Origin of the sequence: Pseudohalioglobus sediminis (assembly GCF_008370495.1) — a bacterium.
Taxonomy (GTDB): Bacteria; Pseudomonadota; Gammaproteobacteria; order Pseudomonadales; family Halieaceae; genus Halioglobus.
In genome coordinates, this window is sequence record NZ_VTUX01000003.1 from 116,774 (window position 1) to 133,387 (window position 16,614).

The 16,614-nt window shown below is 61.9% G+C and carries 19 protein-coding genes; 10 read left to right on the top strand and 9 right to left on the bottom strand.

Annotated features, from left to right (window positions below):
• The first annotated feature begins 229 nt into the window (after positions 1–229).
• The 4 genes from F0M18_RS07155 to F0M18_RS07170 are packed head-to-tail and all read left to right on the top strand — an operon-like array spanning position 230 to position 3,742.
• A complete protein-coding gene (locus tag F0M18_RS07155; RefSeq protein WP_149610734.1) occupies positions 230–1,567 on the top strand; it encodes a TRZ/ATZ family hydrolase in 1,338 nt (445 codons plus the stop codon).
• Positions 1,564–2,274, top strand: coding sequence for a bifunctional 2-polyprenyl-6-hydroxyphenol methylase/3-demethylubiquinol 3-O-methyltransferase UbiG (ubiG, locus tag F0M18_RS07160; RefSeq protein WP_149610735.1), 711 nt, complete (start codon positions 1,564–1,566; stop codon positions 2,272–2,274). Before F0M18_RS07155 ends, ubiG begins: the two co-directional genes overlap by 4 nt.
• Positions 2,271–2,972: an HAD family hydrolase gene (locus F0M18_RS07165; RefSeq protein ID WP_149610736.1), complete on the top strand. Its 702-nt coding sequence runs from the start codon at positions 2,271–2,273 to the stop codon at positions 2,970–2,972. The genes ubiG and F0M18_RS07165 overlap by 4 nt, the downstream gene beginning before the upstream one ends.
• A gap of 11 nt (positions 2,973–2,983) precedes the next feature.
• Positions 2,984–3,742, top strand: a complete 759-nt coding sequence (locus tag F0M18_RS07170) for a YciK family oxidoreductase (RefSeq protein WP_149610737.1) — start codon at positions 2,984–2,986, stop codon at positions 3,740–3,742.
• Between the two features lie 238 nt (positions 3,743–3,980).
• On the opposite strand, the gene rluB is transcribed toward F0M18_RS07170, so the two are convergent.
• The 5 genes from rluB to F0M18_RS07195 all read right to left on the bottom strand — a co-directional run bounded on the left by rluB (position 3,981) and on the right by F0M18_RS07195 (position 8,212).
• Positions 3,981–4,868, bottom strand: a complete 888-nt coding sequence (rluB, locus tag F0M18_RS07175) for a 23S rRNA pseudouridine(2605) synthase RluB (RefSeq protein WP_149610738.1) — start codon at positions 4,866–4,868, stop codon at positions 3,981–3,983.
• 9 nt (positions 4,869–4,877) lie between these two features.
• Positions 4,878–5,771, bottom strand: coding sequence for an SMC-Scp complex subunit ScpB (gene scpB / locus F0M18_RS07180; protein WP_149610739.1), 894 nt, complete (start codon positions 5,769–5,771; stop codon positions 4,878–4,880).
• A gap of 1 nt (position 5,772) precedes the next feature.
• Positions 5,773–6,669, bottom strand: a complete 897-nt coding sequence (locus F0M18_RS07185) for a segregation and condensation protein A (protein ID WP_394349391.1) — start codon at positions 6,667–6,669, stop codon at positions 5,773–5,775.
• A gap of 71 nt (positions 6,670–6,740) precedes the next feature.
• Entirely contained in the window at positions 6,741–7,364 is a 624-nt protein-coding gene (locus tag F0M18_RS07190; protein ID WP_149610740.1) for an L-threonylcarbamoyladenylate synthase, read from the bottom strand.
• Positions 7,364–8,212 (bottom strand): PHP domain-containing protein, encoded by an 849-nt coding sequence (locus F0M18_RS07195; protein ID WP_149610741.1) that lies wholly within the window; start codon positions 8,210–8,212, stop codon positions 7,364–7,366. The genes F0M18_RS07190 and F0M18_RS07195 overlap by 1 nt, the downstream gene beginning before the upstream one ends.
• A gap of 97 nt (positions 8,213–8,309) precedes the next feature.
• On the opposite strand from F0M18_RS07195, the gene F0M18_RS07200 reads away from it, so the two are divergent.
• The 5 genes from F0M18_RS07200 to F0M18_RS07220 all read left to right on the top strand — a co-directional run bounded on the left by F0M18_RS07200 (position 8,310) and on the right by F0M18_RS07220 (position 11,525).
• Positions 8,310–8,894, top strand: coding sequence for an inner membrane-spanning protein YciB (locus tag F0M18_RS07200; protein ID WP_149610742.1), 585 nt, complete (start codon positions 8,310–8,312; stop codon positions 8,892–8,894).
• Positions 8,895–8,976: 82 nt separating this feature from the next.
• Positions 8,977–9,648 carry a TIGR04211 family SH3 domain-containing protein gene (locus tag F0M18_RS07205; protein WP_262500866.1) on the top strand — a complete coding sequence of 224 codons (672 nt, stop codon included), beginning with the start codon at positions 8,977–8,979 and terminating at the stop codon, positions 9,646–9,648.
• 11 nt (positions 9,649–9,659) lie between these two features.
• A complete protein-coding gene (locus tag F0M18_RS07210; RefSeq protein WP_149610744.1) occupies positions 9,660–10,232 on the top strand; it encodes a peptidylprolyl isomerase in 573 nt (190 codons plus the stop codon).
• The gene (locus F0M18_RS07215) at positions 10,229–10,990 is read left to right on the top strand and encodes a pyridoxine 5'-phosphate synthase (protein WP_149610745.1); all 762 of its coding nucleotides are present in this window, start codon (positions 10,229–10,231) and stop codon (positions 10,988–10,990) included. Before F0M18_RS07210 ends, F0M18_RS07215 begins: the two co-directional genes overlap by 4 nt.
• Position 10,991: 1 nt before the next feature.
• A complete protein-coding gene (locus F0M18_RS07220; RefSeq protein WP_149610746.1) occupies positions 10,992–11,525 on the top strand; it encodes a nuclear transport factor 2 family protein in 534 nt (177 codons plus the stop codon).
• 45 nt (positions 11,526–11,570) lie between these two features.
• Here the strand turns inward: F0M18_RS07220 and F0M18_RS07225 are convergent, their stop codons facing one another.
• The 3 genes from F0M18_RS07225 to F0M18_RS07235 are packed head-to-tail and all read right to left on the bottom strand — an operon-like array spanning position 11,571 to position 14,965.
• The gene (locus F0M18_RS07225; protein ID WP_149610747.1) at positions 11,571–12,875 is read right to left on the bottom strand and encodes a sodium ion-translocating decarboxylase subunit beta; all 1,305 of its coding nucleotides are present in this window, start codon (positions 12,873–12,875) and stop codon (positions 11,571–11,573) included.
• Between the two features lies 1 nt (position 12,876).
• Entirely contained in the window at positions 12,877–14,679 is a 1,803-nt protein-coding gene (oadA, locus tag F0M18_RS07230) for a sodium-extruding oxaloacetate decarboxylase subunit alpha (RefSeq protein WP_149610748.1), read from the bottom strand.
• 40 nt (positions 14,680–14,719) lie between these two features.
• The gene (locus tag F0M18_RS07235) at positions 14,720–14,965 is read right to left on the bottom strand and encodes an OadG family protein (RefSeq protein ID WP_149610749.1); all 246 of its coding nucleotides are present in this window, start codon (positions 14,963–14,965) and stop codon (positions 14,720–14,722) included.
• A gap of 172 nt (positions 14,966–15,137) precedes the next feature.
• On the opposite strand from F0M18_RS07235, the gene F0M18_RS07240 reads away from it, so the two are divergent.
• Entirely contained in the window at positions 15,138–16,115 is a 978-nt protein-coding gene (locus F0M18_RS07240) for a tRNA dihydrouridine synthase (RefSeq protein ID WP_149610750.1), read from the top strand.
• A gap of 21 nt (positions 16,116–16,136) precedes the next feature.
• Here F0M18_RS07240 and F0M18_RS07245 read toward each other — a convergent pair whose 3' ends face one another.
• The gene (locus F0M18_RS07245) at positions 16,137–16,607 is read right to left on the bottom strand and encodes a hypothetical protein (RefSeq protein ID WP_149610751.1); all 471 of its coding nucleotides are present in this window, start codon (positions 16,605–16,607) and stop codon (positions 16,137–16,139) included.
• Between the last annotated feature and the right edge of the window lie 7 nt (positions 16,608–16,614).

Consider the following 16,614-nt stretch of genomic DNA (forward strand, 5'->3'; position numbering starts at 1 on the left):
GGGCAAGCCCCGGGAGAACAGCAAAGAAAACGTTTCGCGCCCCAAAATTCAAACCGCCGATTATACGGAAGATGGCGCGTAACTACCATGTTTTTAAAGAATTTAACCGACAATCCCGGCCTGCTGCGGTTATACTCTGGCCTGCCCTGCCGAATGACCCGGCAGACCCTCGCCAGCGGCGAGCGGCGAAACCGTTTACACCACTTTTTCGAGCCACCGGCAGCAGAGAATGAGCACTAAAGAAACCGACGTTGACACGCTCTTGCACCCCGACTGGATCATACCGGTGCTACCTCGTGGCGCGGTCATGCGTGAACACAGCCTGGCCATAAACCACGGACGCATAAGCCACCTGTTGCCCCGGGCCGAGGCGCAGAACCTCACCGCCAGGCAGGAACTGTCCCTGCCCGGGCAAGCGCTAATGCCGGGGCTGGTTAATGCGCACGGGCATGCCGCCATGAGCCTGCTGCGTGGTTACGCCGATGACCTGCCGCTGACTCCCTGGCTGGAACAGCACATCTGGCCCGCAGAAGCCGCACATGTGAGCCCCGATTTCGTCCGCGACGGCACCGAACTGGCGATAACAGAAATGCTGCTGTCCGGCACCACGACCTTCAGCGACATGTATTTTTTCCCGGATGCTGCGGCGGGCGCGGCGCTGGCCACCGGCATCCGCTGCCAGCTGGTATTCCCGATACTGGACTTTCCCACCGCCTGGGCCCGCGATGCCGACGACTACATCAACAAGGGCCTGCGCCTGCGCGATGAACTGAAACACCAGGCACTGGTGAGCATTGGTTTTGGACCACATGCAACCTACACCGTATCCCGTGACAACCTGCACAAGGTCGCCACCTTCGCAGCGGAACTGGACACGCCGGTGCAGATACACCTGCATGAGACCGCGGCCGAGGTCCTCGCCGCTGTGGAAGAGACCGGTGAGCGCCCACTGGACACGCTCAATGCGATCGGGCTGCTCGGGCCGCGCACCCAGTGCGTGCACATGACCGATCTCGGCGACCAGGACATCGCACTGCTGGCGGCCACCGGGGCTCACGTGGTGCACTGCCCGCAGTCGAACATGAAGCTGGCATCCGGCACCTGTCCGGTGAGCAAACTGCTGGCAAGCGGCGTAAACGTGGCGCTGGGCACAGACAGCGCTGCAAGCAACAATGACCTCAACCTGTTCGCGGAAATGCAGACCGCAGCCCTGCTGGGTAAGCTCTCCGCCGGGGATGCGACGGTGATGGGCTCATCGGACGCGCTGTATATGGCCACCATGGGCGGAGCTCGCGCACTGGGACTCGAGCAGGAGATCGGCAGCCTGGAAATCGGCAAGCAGGCAGACGTGATTGCAGTAGATCTCTCAGACCCCGCCTGCCAGCCACTGTACAACCCCCTGTCGCAGCTTGTGTATACCTGCAACGGTAGCCAGGTCAGGCACAGCTGGGTGGCCGGAGAGCAGCTGATCTGCGATCGCACGCCCACCCGTATTAACGTCGAAGACGTGTTGCAGCGGAGCCGCGTCTGGCAGGAAACCATCAGCGTGAAGAGCAGCCACTCATGAACAGCAAAAGTAATGTAGATCCCGGGGAAATCGCCAAATTCGAGGCACTGGCATCACGCTGGTGGGACCGCAACAGCGAATTCAAACCACTGCACGATATCAACCCCCTGCGCGCCAACTATATTGATGAGCGCTCACCGGTGGCGGGCACGCAACTCGTCGATGTGGGCTGCGGCGGAGGCATCCTCGCCGAATCGATGGCGCAGCGCGGCGCCTCGGTGACAGGTATCGACATGGGTGAAGCGCCCCTGTCCGTGGCGCGACTGCACCAGCTGGAATCGGGTGTAGAGGTCGAATACCTGCACAGCACCGCCGAGGACCTGGCCGCGCAGCGCCCGGCAAGCTATGACGTGGTCTGCTGCCTGGAGATGCTGGAACACGTGCCGGACCCCGGCGCAGTGATCAAGGCCTGCGCGGATCTCGCCACAGCCGGCGCGAACCTGTATTTTTCCACCATCAACCGCAACCCGAAAGCTTTCCTGTTTGCGATTGTCGGCGCCGAGCACATCCTGAAGCTGCTGCCAGCGGGCACCCACGAATACGACAAGTTCATCAAGCCCTCGGAACTGGGTGGCTGGCTGCGCGATGCGGGCCTGGTGCTGAAAGACATGACCGGGCTCACCTACAATCCCATTACCAGGACCTATCGCCTCAACCCCCGCGATGTCAGCGTCAATTACATGGTGCATGCGGTGAAACCCGCATGAGCGGCAGACAAACACAAGCGGTACTTTTCGACCTGGACGGCACACTGATCGACACTGCCGACGAGTTCGTAGTGGTAGTGCAGCGGCTGCGGGCAGAACACGACCTGGACGAGATGGACCCGCAGCGTATACGCGCCTCGGTGTCCAACGGTGCACGGGCACTGGTGGCACTGGGACTGGATCTCTCCGAGGACGACCCCCGCTTCGAAAGTAAACGCCTGCGCCTGCTGGAGCTGTACAGCGAGGTACTCGGCAGCGCGGCCAGGCCCTACCCCGGCATTCCCCCGCTGCTGCAGGAACTCGCCGACCGCGGCATCGCATGGGGAGTCGCTACCAACAAACCACGCGCCTACGCGGAACCCCTGCTGCAGGCGCTGGGCATGCTGCCCGGCCCCGACAGCGAACCCGACGCTGCGATGCTCTGCGGCAGCCTGGTCTGCCCCGATGACGTGCGTGAACGCAAACCACATCCCGAGTCCCTGTACCGGAATTGCCGCGAGCTGGATTGCGCGCCGCACAGCACGGTTTACGTCGGCGATCACCTGCGCGACATTGAGGCCGGTCGCCGGGCCGGCATGTACACGGTGGCGGCCGCCTACGGCTACATCGAACCGGGCGACGACCCCGCCAGCTGGGGCGCGGACGCACTGGTTGACTGCAGCACGGCACTCAGCGACCTGATTCTGAATCCCCAGTAAGGACCGAAGCGATGAACATCCAACCGGCACCCACCGACTACCAGGCCAAACCCGACCTGCTAAAGGGCAAGACCATCCTGGTCACCGGAGCGGGCGATGGCATCGGCAAGGCCGCCGCCATGACCTATGCCGAACACGGCGCGACAGTGATTCTCCTGGGCCGCACGGAAGAAAAACTGGAAGCCGTGTACGATGACATTGAACGCGCGGGCCTGGCCAAGCCCGCATTGGTGGTCATGGACCTGGCCACGGTCACGGACGAACAGTGCCTGCACCTCGCCCAGGGTCTGGCCGAAGAGTTCGGCCACCTCGACGGCTTGCTGCACAACGCCAGCCTGCTCGGTGAGCGACGCCCAATCGAAAGCGCAACCTACGCCGCGTGGCAGGAAGTCATACAGGTGAATGTGAACGCGCAATTTGTACTGACGCGTCACCTGCTGCCGTTGTTACAGGCCGCGCCCGCCGCCTCTATTGTCTTTACCTCATCCGGGGTGGGACGCACAGGTCGCGCCTACTGGGGTGCTTATGCCGTATCCAAGTTCGCCACCGAGGGCTTCATGCAGGTACTCTCTGCGGAACTGGAGAACACCTCGAAGATTCGCGTCAACTGCATCAATCCCGGCGCCACCAACACCAGCATGCGCCGCACCGCCTATCCCGCGGAGCAGCCCACGGACAATCCCTCGCCGGAAGACATTATGGGTGTCTATCTTTACTTGATGGGGGATGACTGCAAAGGGGTCACCGGGATCTCGTTTGATGCGCAATAGATAGTGTCGAAGCGGCCACGCACGCCATGCGTCGGAAATGCTCGCCTTGAGTCGTGATTTTTTGAAGCGCCGCCCCCAAGGCTGACCTGCCGCGCAGAGAATCGCCAAAAAGCGTCATCCCTGACAGGCTCGAGCTGCGCCTTCCATGGCTCCGCACGTTCTCTGCGCGGCAGGTCAGCCTCGGGGGCTGGTTCGTAGAATCTACAGGTGCCGCAGTTCCGGCGAGGCATTCCTACCGTTACTTTTTCCGGGATTTCCCGCGCGCCGGAGCGGCGCCGCGTCGCTTGGCAAACTGGCGCTGCATCTGCTCGCGCTCTTTCATTGTGCCGCGCTTCTGCTGCTTCAGCGGCAGGTCGGCCATGCGATACAGGGACTTCACTTCCTTGGGTTCAAGTTCCACCCACTGCCCCTGTTTGACCCTGGAAGGAATGAATACCTCACCGTAACGCACGCGCTTGAGCCGCGACACCGTGAGGCCCTGTGATTCCCACAGACGGCGCACCTCGCGGTTACGACCTTCCATGATGACCACGTAGAACCAGTGATTGATGCCGTCACCGCCACCGTCCTGGATATCAGTGAAGCGCGCCATGCCGTCTTCCAGCATGACCCCTTCGAGCAGGCGCTGCAGGGTAGCCTCGTCCCACTCGCCCATCACCCGCACCATATACTCGCGTTCGATGTTCGATGAGGGATGCATGAGCTTGTTGGCCAGCTCGCCGTCGGTGGTGAACAGCAGCAGGCCCGAGGTGTTGAAATCGAGTCGGCCTATGGATATCCAGCGACCGGCCTTGAGTTTGGGCAAACGCTCGTACACGGTGCGTCGGCCCTGCGGATCCTTGCGCGAGCAGACTTCGCCGGTGGGCTTGTGATAGAGGATGCAACGCGTCTCTTGCGCCGGGGCGGTATTCAGGGCTTTGCCGTCGACGGCTATCCTGGCGGTGCCGGACACGCGGTCGCCCAGGGCAGCCGGCTTGCCGTCTACACTGATACGGCCCTGCTCGATCCAGCGCTCCATTTCCCGGCGCGAGCCAAGCCCGGTGCGCGCAAGTACTTTCTGCAGTTTCTCGCCAGCGGGTGCTTTGCCGGAAGCCTGTTCAGCGCCGGGTCGGTTATCGTCAGTCATGGGAATGCGTCAGGCCTGGTTCTCGGGCTTGGCAGGGTTGATCGCCTCACCGTCGCCCGCATCCGCGCCGTCTGTCACGGTAGGGGGCATATCGGCAGCCTGGTCGCTGCTGCCCTGCATGGAGTCGACGGCGGCGGCCAGGTCACTGGCGGTTTCCGGTTCCAGCTGGCCGGAGGTTTCAACCGGGCCAGCTGTATCGTCTTCCCCGCCCGCAGCGGGTTCGCCGCCCTCGGACTCAGCGGCGACGGTTTCGGGCTTGTGATCAATGCCACCGACCACGGTCAATTCCGGGCTGGCGTTTTCACCCGCTGCCGCGTCACCGGCTTTCTGCTCTTCTGCCAGCGGCTCAGAGAATCCGAGTTCAGCGTTCAGGGTCTCCAGATCACGAATTTCCGCCAGCGCCGGGAGTTGGTCGAGATTCTTCAGGTTGAAATAGTCGAGAAACTGACGGGTGGTGGCGTACATCGCCGGGCGCCCGGGTACATCGCGGTGGCCTACTACACGAATCCACTCGCGCTCATGCAGCGTCTTGATAATGTTGGAGCTTACGGCAACGCCGCGTATCTCCTCGATCTCGCCACGAGTAATCGGCTGTCGGTAGGCGATCAGCGCCAGGGTCTCCAGCAGGGCGCGGGAATACTTTGCCGGGCGCTCCTGCCACAGGCGCGCCACCCAGGGACTGAGACTCTGGCGCACCTGGAAACGAAAGCCGCTGGCAACCTCGGTGAGCTCAAACCCCCGCCCCTCACAACGCTCTGCAACTTCTTGCAAAGCCTCCCGAATCTGCGCGTTTTCGGGCCGCTCATGCTCTTCGAAAAGCTCTGCCATCTGCACCACGGTAAGTGGTTTGCCCGCTGCCAGCAGCGCGCCCTCGAGTATCTGCACCAGGCCTGTATCCGACATGCTATTCCGACCTTGCCTTAACGTGAATCGGACCGAATGAATCGGTCTGCACTATTTCCACCAATGATTCCTTGATCAATTCCATCACCGCGAGGAATGTCACCACCACGCCCAGGCGTCCTTCTTCCGCGCTGAACAGGGCCACGAAAGGCACGAACTGCTGGCCAGCCAGGTGCTCCAGCACATCTGACATGCGTTCCCGGGTGGACAGCGCCTCACGCTGGATATGGTGACTTTCGTACATGTCTGCACGGCGCAACACCTCGGACAGCGCCACCAGCAGTTCACGCATATCCACATCCGGGTCAGGCCGGGCGCGGTTGATATCCGGGGGATTGGCACTCCCTATCCAGGTGTCACGCTCTACGCGCGGCAACTCCTCGATGTCTTCCGCCGCTTTCTTGAAGCGCTCGTACTCCTGCAGGCGGCGTATCAGCTGGGCCCGCGGATCTTCCTCGTCTTCTTCCACGTCGCTGGAGCGAGGCAGCAGCATGCGCGACTTGATTTCAGCCAGCATGGCCGCCATCAACAGGTACTCCGCCGCCAATTCAAACTGCATGGCGTCCATCAGGTCCACGTAGTGCATGTACTGCTCGGTGATCTTGGAGACGTCGATCTCGAGAATATCGAGGTTCTGGCGCTTGATAAGGTAAAGCAGAAGATCCAACGGGCCTTCAAATGCCTCCAGGAACACTTCCAGTGCCTGTGGCGGGATATACAGGTCCTTGGGCAGCTCGGTCATGGCCTGGCCCATCACCACCGCAAACGGCATCTCGCCCTGCTGGGGCGGGGTCGCGGGTGCTGACGGGGAGTTTTCGCTGGCGGCCGCCACGGGGTCTGCAGGCTTGTTCTCCTGCGATCCGGCGGGCGCTTCGGAATTGGGTTCGTTGACTGCCACGGGCGTACCTGTTGTTATCGAGTGAGCACTGACGCTGCCTGCGTCCGCGGTCCTGTCGCCAGTATACCTGATCAATCCTCGAATGGGGCAATATCTCCCTTGCCGGCACGCAATACCAGCGGGGTATCCTCCACCAGGTCGACCACGGTAGTGGCCTCCATCCCGCAATAGCCACCATCGATCACCAGGTCGACATCGTGCTGCAGGGTTTCGCGGATATCGTAGGGGTCGATCAGGGGGTATTCATCACCGGGCATGATCAGGGTCACGCTCATCATCGGTTCCGCCAGGTCTGCCAGCAGCGCCTGGGCGATGTTGTTCTCCGGCACCCTCAGTCCCACGGTTTTCCGTTTCGGGTGCATCAGCCGACGCGGCACTTCGGAAGTGGCGCGCAGTATGAAGGTATAGGGCCCGGGCGTGCAGTGTTTCAGCAACCGGTAAACCGCGTTGTCCACCCGCGCATAGGTGGCAATCTCCGACAGGTCGCGACAGACCAGGGTGAAGTTGTGTCGATCATCGAGTTTGCGGATGCGGCGGATGCGGTCGAGGGCATTCTTGTCGCCGATATGACAACCGATAGCGTAGGCCGAGTCGGTGGGATAGACCACCACGCCGCCACCGCGAATAATATCCGCGGCCTGGCGCACCAGGCGGGCCTGGGGATTGTCTGGATGTATCTGGAAAAACTGGCTCACTACGCGTCCTCGGTCGCCCCCTGCCAGTGCTGCCATACGGCTGCCCGGCTGTTGAGTCGGCGCAATTCTACACCCAAGTCAGGGCTGTAGGGAGCATCGCGGTGAAAATCACTACCGCCCGAATACGCCAGCTCAAATTCATCTGCCAGGCGCTCCAGCTGAGCGACCTGGTCCGGGGTCTGCCGGCCGCTGAGCACTTCCAACGCGGTGCCACCCGCCGCGGCAAAGTCGATGACCAGCCGCCGCAGCTTCATGCGGGTGTACTTGTACTTGAGCGGATGGGCCAGCACCGCCACACCACCGGCCGCAGTTATCCACTGCACTACCTGCGCCAGCTCCGGCCAAAACGCCTTGACGTCCCCGGGCTTGCCCTGCCCCAGGTACTTGTCAAACGCCTGGTTGTGGTCCTTCACGTGACCCTGCTGCACCATCCAGGCACTGAAGTGGGGCCGGCCAAGCTGGCTGTCACCGGCCTGTTCCCTGGCACCCTCCAGCGCGCCCGCAAAACCGCAGCGGGCCAGGCGCTCGGCAATCTTGGCCCCGCGCTCCGCCCGCGCTGCAGCGAGCAGCGCCAGCCCCTCCTGCATGGCCGCGTGCGTGCAATCCATGCCCAGGCCAACCACATGAATGGTGGTGGCAGACCAGCGACAGGAAAACTCGACGCCGGATACGAGCTGCAAGGCGGGATATGCAGCCATGGCATCCCGCGCTGCCAGATAACCGGCCACGGTGTCGTGATCGGTAATCGCCAGCTGGCTGACCCCGCGCGCGGCCGCCCGCGCCAGCAGCTCGCGCGGGGTCAGGGCACCGTCAGAGGCGGTGGTATGGGTATGGAAGTCAATCAACACAATCTTTACACTACTCGGCCCGGCAGCGTATACACTGCCAGCATCCACCAGAAACAAGGGAAGTCCCCATGGTAACAGCCAAGGCAGCCGTCACACCATGAAGCAGTTGGCCGAATTCGTACCCATCGCTCTGTTCTTCATCGTCTACCAGCTCAATGGTGAGACCGTGTCACTGGGCAGCTGGGTGTATACCTTTGACGGCATCTACACCGCCACCGCGGTACTGATGGCCGCCACGCTGGTGCAGGTGGTGCTGACCTATGCCCTGACCGGCGAATTCGAGAAGCGGGCCATGTGGATGTTACTGGCCGTGCTCGCTTTCGGCGGTGCCACGCTGATGCTGCGCAACGAGCTGTTCATCCAGTGGAAACCGACCATTTTCAACTGGGCGCTGGCGATCGCCTTCGGCGCCTCACAGTTCATCGGCGACAAAAACCTGATGGAACGCACCCTGGGCAGCCAGATTCGACTGCCGAAACCCGTGTGGACCCGACTCAACCTGCTCTGGGTGAGTAATTTTGCCATCGTCGGCGCGCTCAACCTGGTGGTGGCCTACGGCTTTTCAGAGGCCACCTGGGTCAGCTACAAGCTTTACTCCGCCATTGGCTTCACAGTGGCACTGACGATCCTGACAGCGATGATGATCAGTCCGCACCTGAAAGAAGAGAATACACAGCCGTGATGGCGCCGGGCGCGCCTACAATTCTCGCTACATCGGCGTTACACTAGCGCCGCTCAAAATCACGCCAACAAGGAAAATGATTGTGTTGCGTTCCATTACCACCGCCCTGTTCGCCCTGTGCATCGCCCTCCCCGCCCTCGCACAGGAAGTGCGCTACATCAGTGACGAGGTGTTCGTCGTGCTGCACACAGGCCCCGGCAAGGAGTACCGCTGGGCAGCCAAGCTGACACCGGGCACGCGCCTCACCGTGGCGCGCACCAGCAGCGATGGCAAGTGGGCCGAGGTCACCACCTCCCGCGGCACCACGGGCTGGGTTACCACCGAATTCCTGACCTCCACTGCACCGGCCCAGGTGCGGCTGCCGAATGCCGAGGCGCGCGCCGAGCAGCTGGCGGCCAGGAACGCGGAGCTCACGGCCGCGATGGCAGCCCTGGAAACGGAAAAAACCGAGCTGCTCACCACAGCCACCTCTACCGGCTCCGAACTTGACAGTGTCGCCAAGGAACTGGCGGACCTGAAAAAGATATCCGGCAAGGCCGTGCAGCTGGATACGGACAACCGCCGGCTGGTCCAGGAAGCGGAGAAGCTGCGCGACGATGTGGGTATGCTGCAAGCTGAAAACGCACGCCTGCAGGACAAACTGCAGAGTGAGGACTTTCTCAACGGCGCGCTGGCAGTACTGCTGGGCGTCATCATCACCCTGGTGGTACCCCGCCTGTGGCCCAAGCGCCGCAAGAGTTCCAGCTGGGCTTAAAGGAGATACCCATGCTACGCACCCTGTTACTTGCCCTGGGATTGGTTTTCATGCCGCTGGCTGCGGCGGAAGAGACGCACCTGCCCAACCCGCTGGTGACCCTGAAAACGTCTGAGGGCAACATCACCCTGCGCCTGTTTCGCGACAAGGCTCCCGTCACCGTGGAAAACTTCCTGGCGTACGTGGATTCCGGTTTCTATAACGGTACGATCTTTCACCGCGTGATCCCGGACTTCATGGTACAGGGTGGCGGTTTCCTGCCCGACATGACAGAAAAGGAAACCCTTGCCCCGATCGTCAGCGAGGCGAAGAACCGCCTGCACAACACGCGCGGCACTGTGGCCATGGCACGCACCAATGACCCGGACTCCGCGACTTCGCAGTTTTTCATCAACGTGCGCAACAACCTGCGGCTGGACTGGACGCCGGGGCAGCCTGGGTACACGGTATTTGGCGAAGTTATCGAGGGCATGAGCGTGGTGGACTACATCGTCACCGCGCCCACCGGCAATGCCGGCAGTCACCAGAACGTACCCCTCGAGCCCATCCTTATCGTAGAGGCCAAGCGACAGTCAGCCCTATGATTGCCCTGTCGGTCAATCTCAACAAGATCGCGCTGATCCGCAATTCGCGCGACACCACCAATCCCAGTGTGCCCGCGCACGCGCAAATGTGTATTGATGCCGGCGCCGACGGCATCACCGTGCACCCGCGGCCAGACCAGCGCCATATACGCGCCAGCGACTGCTTTGACCTGGCCGGCATGCTCAGCGTTGAATTCAACATCGAGGGCAACCCGTTCACGGAGGCACGCAAGAGCGACCGGCAGGGCGTGGGGGATTACCCGGGGTTCATGGCCCTGGTGCGGGAAATCCGTCCGGCTCAGTGCACCCTGGTGCCGGACACGGACGGCCAGCTGACATCGGACCACGGCTTCGACCTGAAAAAGGATGGCGAGCGCGTGGCGCCGCTGGTCGAGGAACTCAAGTCACTGGGCATTCGCACCAGCCTGTTCATGGACCCGGACCCGGAACAGATCCGCCTGGCGGCGCAGACCGGTACCGATCGTATCGAGTTGTATACCGAAAGTTACGCCCATGCCTGCAAGAGCGGCGACAACGTGGAGGCGATCTTCGCCCAGTTCATCACCGCAGCCGAGGTCGCGGCAGACGTCGGCCTGGGCCTCAACGCGGGTCATGACCTGGACCTGCACAATCTTCCCCGTTTCGCCACGGTTCCGGGACTCCTGGAAGTCTCCATCGGCCATGCGCTGACGGTGGACGCCATTCGCATGGGCCTGGCCAACACGGTCGCCGCTTACCAGCGCGCACTCGGTAAATAGTATGGACGCAAGACTGCAACAATTGCTGGACAAGCAGGATATAACGGATCTCGTTTACGCCTACTGCAACGCATCGGACCGTCACGACCACGATAAATTGCGCCAGCTTTACCATCCTGATGCCACTGACGATCACGGCGGTTTTTTCAAGGGGCTGGCGATGGAGTTTATCGACCAGTTGCCGGCGATCCAGGCGCCTATGGAAATCTTGCATCACAATATCACCAACATCAACCTGGCCCTTGATGGGGACTATGCCGAGGGCGAAATCTACGTCCTGGCTTTCCACAAGATACGCACCGACACCGAGCCTATGGACCTGCTTATCGGCGGGCGCTACTTCGATCGTTACGAGAAGCGCGATGGCGTATGGAAATTCAGCGCCAAGGCGGTGGTTGCGGACTGGGCGATGGTGAACAACCCCTCGACGGTGCAACTGGATCACCCGCTGGTGCAGGGTTCACATCTCGGCAGGCCCGGCAGGGACGACCCGTCCTACGACTTCTTCAGGCTGTTGCAGTGGGGCCAGAGATAAACCTCGCCCCGGCTGGCGGTTGCGCCGGTAGCCACTACCCCAGGCTCAGCCACCGACAAGACTTATCATCACCCCGGCCGCCACCGCGGAACCGATGACACCGGCGACGTTGGGCCCCATCGCATGCATCAGCAGGAAGTTGTGCGGGTTGGCTTCCAGGCCTACCTTGTTGCTGACGCGCGCGGCCATGGGCACCGCGGAGACGCCGGCGGAGCCGATCAGGGGATTAAGGGGTGTGCTGCCGAAGCGGTTCATCAGCTTGGCGATAAGTACACCCGAAGCGGTACCAATGGCAAAGGCGACGATGCCGAGGCCGAGAATACCCAGGGTGTTGATATCGAGGAACTTGTCCGCCACCAGCTTCGAGCCCACGGACAGGCCCAGGAAAATGGTAGTGATGTTGATCAGCGCGTTCTGTGCCGTGTCAGAAAGGCGGTCAACCACGCCACACTCTTTCATCAGGTTACCGAAACAGAACATGCCCAACAGTGGCGCCGCATCGGGCAACAGCAGTGCCACCAGGATCAGCAGCACCAGTGGAAACACGATCTTCTCGCGCCGGGAAACGTGGCGCAGCTGCACCATCTCGATCTTGCGCTCGGCTTCGGTGGTCAGGGCACGCATGATCGGCGGCTGGATCATGGGCACCAGCGCCATGTACGAATAAGCCGCCACGGCGATGGCGCCAAGCAGGTCGGGTGCCAGTATTGAGGAGACGTAGATGGCGGTGGGACCGTCGGCGCCGCCGATGATACCGATAGCCGCAGCGTCGGCGATGGAAAAATCCATGACCCCAAGTGAGGTGAGGCCGACAGCGCCAAGCACGGTGGCGAAAATCCCGAACTGCGCCGCCGCACCGAGAAACAGTGTGCGCGGGTTCGCCAACAGTGGGCCAAAATCCGTCATCGCGCCCACGCCCATAAAAATCACCAGTGGCGCGACACCGCTGGCTATTGCGACTGAGTAGAAGTTGTACAGCATGCCATTGCTGTAGCCGGCATCCTGGGCCCACTGCTGTATCGCCAGGTGGGTGGCCGCGCCGCTGGCATCATAAGCTGCGAGCAGCGCCTTGCTGCCGGACTCGACACTCACTCCCAGCACGCGGGCCAGTTCCGCCAGTTGCGCGGGATCAGCCGCCTGCAGTGCGTTGTCCACGGCTGAATAGGCCAGCCCGGCACCGGGAATGTTCGCCAGTATGCCGCCAAAACCAATAGGCACCAGCAGCAGTGGCTCAAAGCCCTTGCGTATGGCCAGGAACAAGAGGCCGAGCCCGATCAGGATCATGAACACCTGCCCCGGCGCAATCTGGGCGAGACCGGAGGCGTTCCACAGTGTCAGCAGGTTGTCCATATCAACCCACGGTCATCAAGGTATCGCCAACGGCGACGGTATCGCCGACCTTCACATCTACACTGACTATCGTGCCATCACGACTGGCGCGCACCTCGGTCTCCATTTTCATGGCTTCAAGAATCAACACCACGTCACCGGAGGCCACGCTATCGCCCGGGTTCACGTTGACTTTGAAGATGTTGCCGGCCAGTGGCGCGGTCAGCGGTTCACCTCCGCCGGTCGCTGGCGACGACGCCGGCGCCGCAGATGACGTAGCCGGGGCCGCGGCCAGGGCTGTCACATCACCCCCTTCGGCAACCTCCACCACATAGCGGTTACCGTTTACGGTGACGGTGTAGACATCAGCCTCCTGCTGCGCCGCGGGGGCTGCTGCGGGCGCCGGCGCCGGTGCGGGTTCGCTGCCAGGTGCAGGTTCAAATGCACTCGGGTCACCGCGGTGCTCAAGGAACTTGAGCCCGATCTGTGGAAACAGCGCATAAGTCAGCACATCATCAATTTCACCCTCTCCCTGGGTCAGGCGGATGTCTTTCTCAGCAGCCAGCATGCGCAGCTCTTCGCTGAGTCGGTCGATTTCCGGTTCCAGGAGGTCGGCCGGGCGACAGGTAATCGGCTCGGCGCCCTCCAGCACCCGTTCTTGCAATGCGTGATTGACCGGCGCCGGCGTCGCACCGTACTCACCCTTGAGCACACCGGCGGTTTCGCGGGAGATGGACTTGTAGCGCTCCCCCGTCAATACGTTGATAACCGCCTGCGTACCGACGATCTGCGAGGTGGGTGTGACCAGCGGAATATAGCCAAGGTCCTCGCGCACCCGCGGGATTTCTTCCAGCACCTCGTCCAGTTTGTCTGCCGCACCCTGCTCCTTGAGCTGGCTCTCCATGTTGGTGAGCATGCCGCCGGGTACCTGCGCCACCAGGATGCGCGCATCCACGCCGCGCAGCGCGCCTTCAAACTTCGCGTACTTCTTGCGCACGCCGCGGAAATAGGCCGCCACTTCTTCCAGTTTGCCGATATCCAGGCCGGTATCGCGGTCAGTCCCCTTGAGCATGGCGACCACGGATTCCGTCGGCGAATGGCCATAGGTCATGGACATGGAGGAGATGGAGGTATCAACGTTGTCGATGCCGGCCTCCACACACTTGAGAATGGTTGACGTGGACAAACCCGTCGTCGCATGGCACTGCATGTGTATCGGAATAGCGCAGGCCTGCTTCAGCCTGCGCACCAGTTCATAGCCGTCGTAGGGATGCAGCAGGCCCGCCATGTCCTTGATGGCTATAGAGTCCGCGCCCATATCCTCGATGCGCTTGCCCTGCTCTACCCAGGTCTCGATGTCATGCACCGGGCTGATGGTGTAGGAGATGGTGCCCTGGGCGTGCTTGCCAACCTCTTTGACTGCCTTCAGCGCCACCTCGATATTACGCATGTCGTTCATGGCATCGAACACGCGGAACACATCCACGCCATTGACGGCCGCACGCTCGACAAATTTCTCAACCACGTCATCCGCATAATGACGGTAACCGAGAATATTCTGGCCACGAAACAGCATCTGCTGAGGCGTGTTCGGCATGGCCTTCTTCAATTCGCGGATGCGTTCCCAGGGGTCTTCACCGAGATAGCGGATACAGGCGTCAAAAGTGGCGCCACCCCAGGACTCGAGAGACCAGAACCCGACTTCATCGAGCTTCGCAGCGATAGGCAGCATATCCTCGATGCGCACGCGTGTGGCCAGCAGCGACTGCGAGGCGTCCCTCAACACAACGTCCGTAATGCCCAGGGGGCGCTTGTTATCGTCCATGGGAAGACCTCTTGTTTAGCTGTTCAGGATGTTTCCGGTACTACTTTTTGCGACGGTGCTGGTGCAGGGCGGCGCTGATGGCGGCCACCAGTTCCGCATCATCCTGCACTGCGCCCGGCGCCGGCTGCGGCCGGCTCGGCGAAGGCTTGTGCGGTTCGGGAAAGTAGCGCCCCACCAGCGAAGACATGACCGTGGTGGCCACCACCAGCAACGCAAGAAAAGCGACCACGGTACCCATGCCGAAAACCATGAGTTCGACACCCTGTGCCATGATGTTGCCCTGCATATTGCGTTCGCCCCTGCATGCCGCCTGATATCGCATCGCCGTCGGCGGCGGTGCCCTGTGCGATAACTATAAAGCAGGTGCCTGATGAGCGCCATCACCTGCCCGAATTCGCTGTGACTGGTAACCGCTACGGAGTACAATCCCGGCCCCTGAATCACTCCCGGTTGAAAACATGCGCTTAATGCTCGCCCCGATGGAAGGGGTTGTGGATCACACCATGCGCGAGCTGATCACCTCACTGGGTGAGCTGGATCGCTGCGTTACGGAGTTTGTGCGCGTCAGCGAACGCCTGCTGCCCCCGCGTGTGTTCTACCGGCTTTGCCCGGAGTTGCACAATAACGGAAGAACCGCGTCCGGCGTGCCCGTATACCTGCAGTTACTCGGGGGGCAGCCCAACGTGGTTGCGGAAAATGCGGCGCGCGCTGCGGAGCTGGGCGCCCCGGGAATTGACCTGAATTTCGGCTGCCCCGCCAAAACGGTGAACAAATCAGACGGCGGGTCGATCATCCTGCGCCAGCCTGAACGCGTCGCGACCATCACCGCCGCCGTGCGCAGGGCGGTGCCAGAGGCGGTGCCGGTGACGGTAAAAACGCGATTGGGTTACGAGCACCATGAGCAGTTCCTGGACATCATTCGGGGCATTGCCGATGCCGGCGCCACCGAAATAACCGTACACGCAAGAACCAAGCGCCACGGCTACCGCCCCCCGGCCTACTGGGAAGAGATTGCCAGGGCACGGGAAGTGGTATCACTACCCCTTATCGCCAACGGTGAGATATGGAGTGCAGAAGACGCCCTGCGCTGCCGCGAAGTGAGCGGCTGTGACGACCTGATGCTGGGCCGGGGAGCACTCTGCCGCCCCGACCTGCCACGACTGGTCCGCGCATCGGCCGCAGGTGCATCGATGCCAGCCCTGGCCTGGCCGGAGGTACTGGAACTGCTGATGCGCTACTTCCGGCTAACCTTGATGCATTACGACGCCGGCTATGCCGGCAACCCGATCAAGCAATGGCTGGTGTACCTGCGCACTTATTACCCTCAGGCGGCCCTGCTTTTCGAAAGCATCAAGCGCCTGCGCGATGCTGATGAAATCGGCGCAGGCCTGCGCAGGGAGATGGCCGACCACGGCTGCCGACTCGAAGCGGCATGAGCCCTGGCGCGCGCCAGTGGCCTAGGCAGAGAGGCGCATGGACTGTGCCAGTTCAAGCTCCAGCTCATTGAGTTCCTCCTGCATCTGCTGCAGCTCACGCCCGGCAATGAGGCTCCAATGCTGTGATTGTTCCTGTTGCATCTCCAGCTCGTGCGCCGTATCCAGCATATCCGCATCCAGGTCAAGATCCGCAAAGTTGATACCGGCCCCCGCCTCCCCAACACCGTGCTGGAACGCTGAAAGCATGAGGAAGCCCGCCCTGAGATGCTCCTCGAGGCGCGGGTCGGAACTGTTACTGATGCAGAAGAGCAAGGCGTCACGCAGCAGCTGCTTGTCATGGGGCAGGCACGAGGCATCCAGGACCTGTCCGGGCATGGGCGATGCGCCCTCAAGATAGCGCGCATAGTCCAGCACCATGCGCTGGGCGCCGATGAAGTCCATTTCGCGTACGCCGTTGTCGGGCCTGCCAAAGAGGCGGGTAAACAGGTTCATAGTCTCA

Bases quoted from the DNA above. Each gene is read 5' to 3' on its own strand.
- F0M18_RS07210 (WP_149610744.1), top strand. From the start codon at position 9,660: ATGCTACGCACCCTGTTACTTGCCCTGGGATTGGTTTTCATGCCGCTG.
- rluB (WP_149610738.1), bottom strand. From the start codon at position 4,868: ATGACTGACGATAACCGACCCGGCGCTGAACAGGCTTCCGGCAAAGCA.
- F0M18_RS07225 (WP_149610747.1), bottom strand. From the start codon at position 12,875: ATGGACAACCTGCTGACACTGTGGAACGCCTCCGGTCTCGCCCAGATT.
- F0M18_RS07200 (WP_149610742.1), top strand. From the start codon at position 8,310: ATGAAGCAGTTGGCCGAATTCGTACCCATCGCTCTGTTCTTCATCGTC.
- F0M18_RS07215 (WP_149610745.1), top strand. From the start codon at position 10,229: ATGATTGCCCTGTCGGTCAATCTCAACAAGATCGCGCTGATCCGCAAT.
- oadA (WP_149610748.1), bottom strand. From the start codon at position 14,679: ATGGACGATAACAAGCGCCCCCTGGGCATTACGGACGTTGTGTTGAGG.
- F0M18_RS07235 (WP_149610749.1), bottom strand. From the start codon at position 14,965: ATGCAGGGCAACATCATGGCACAGGGTGTCGAACTCATGGTTTTCGGC.
- F0M18_RS07220 (WP_149610746.1), top strand. From the start codon at position 10,992: ATGGACGCAAGACTGCAACAATTGCTGGACAAGCAGGATATAACGGAT.
- ubiG (WP_149610735.1), top strand. From the start codon at position 1,564: ATGAACAGCAAAAGTAATGTAGATCCCGGGGAAATCGCCAAATTCGAG.
- scpB (WP_149610739.1), bottom strand. From the start codon at position 5,771: ATGTCGGATACAGGCCTGGTGCAGATACTCGAGGGCGCGCTGCTGGCA.
- F0M18_RS07155 (WP_149610734.1), top strand. From the start codon at position 230: ATGAGCACTAAAGAAACCGACGTTGACACGCTCTTGCACCCCGACTGG.
- F0M18_RS07240 (WP_149610750.1), top strand. From the start codon at position 15,138: ATGCGCTTAATGCTCGCCCCGATGGAAGGGGTTGTGGATCACACCATG.
- F0M18_RS07165 (WP_149610736.1), top strand. From the start codon at position 2,271: ATGAGCGGCAGACAAACACAAGCGGTACTTTTCGACCTGGACGGCACA.
- F0M18_RS07245 (WP_149610751.1), bottom strand. From the start codon at position 16,607: ATGAACCTGTTTACCCGCCTCTTTGGCAGGCCCGACAACGGCGTACGC.
- F0M18_RS07170 (WP_149610737.1), top strand. From the start codon at position 2,984: ATGAACATCCAACCGGCACCCACCGACTACCAGGCCAAACCCGACCTG.